At 48.5% G+C, this 879-nt stretch carries 1 protein-coding gene; it reads right to left on the bottom strand.

Annotation, left to right across the window (positions count from 1 at the left end; translation table 11 throughout):
• On the bottom strand, window positions 1-879 hold an 879-nt coding region (locus R7E78_RS25310; protein ID WP_318058498.1), incomplete at both ends, for a Bcr/CflA family efflux MFS transporter.

Below are 879 nucleotides of genomic sequence, written 5' to 3'. Positions count from 1 at the left end.
CACAGATTTGCAGACTGTTCTGTAGACCTGCTGCTGTTGCTGGGCTTTGGTGCGCACTAGCTAGGGCACGGTTTACGACGATTGGGTACAACGCACCATTTGCAACGGCAATCAAACAGAATGGCGCAAGAATTGGCCAGATTGACGTGAGCTCCCACTGTGAAGCGACGAAAATCAGCAATGCAGCAACGCTGAACAGGCCGATTAACTGGCGTAATACTTTCTCATCACCAAACTTACGTACGCCGACTTTACCTAAATAGCCACCAGCCATAAACGCAATGGTTTGAGGGATAAAGCTCAAACCGATGTCTTTTGCTTCGTAGCCGAGTTGAGACATGATTTCTGGCATACCAGTAAGGTAAGCAAAGAACGCTGCCGACGCGGTTGCGAACATAAACACGTTACCTAGGTAAGTTTTTGAACCTAGTAACGCTTTAATATCCGCAGACATGCTGGTTTGTTTGATTTCGGCTTGTTCGTTCTTTTGTGCCATGGTGGCAGCAACCAGCACCACGCCAACAAGCGTTAATGCGATAAAAATACTGTGCCAACCAAAGCGATCCGCTAAAACCACACCCAGTTGAGGTGCAAGTGCTGGTGATAGTGCCACCAACGGCATGATGGTTGCAAGAATTTGCTGGCTACTGCTGGAGTAACGCTTGATTACCATCGCTTGCCAGATAACAGCAGGAGCACACACGCCGATTGCTTGCACAAAGCGCAGTGTCAGTAGCTGCCAAACTTCATCGCAGAATGCTAAGCCGAATGAGGCAATGGTAAAGAGTACCAGACCTGCGGCCAGCGTATTGCGGTGACCAAATTTATCCGATGCCAATCCCCACATCAACTGACCAAAAGCCATACCTACAAGAAATA

The organism is Vibrio sp. YT-19(2023), assembly GCF_033337395.1.
This window is presented reverse-complemented; position numbering and strand designations above follow the sequence as displayed.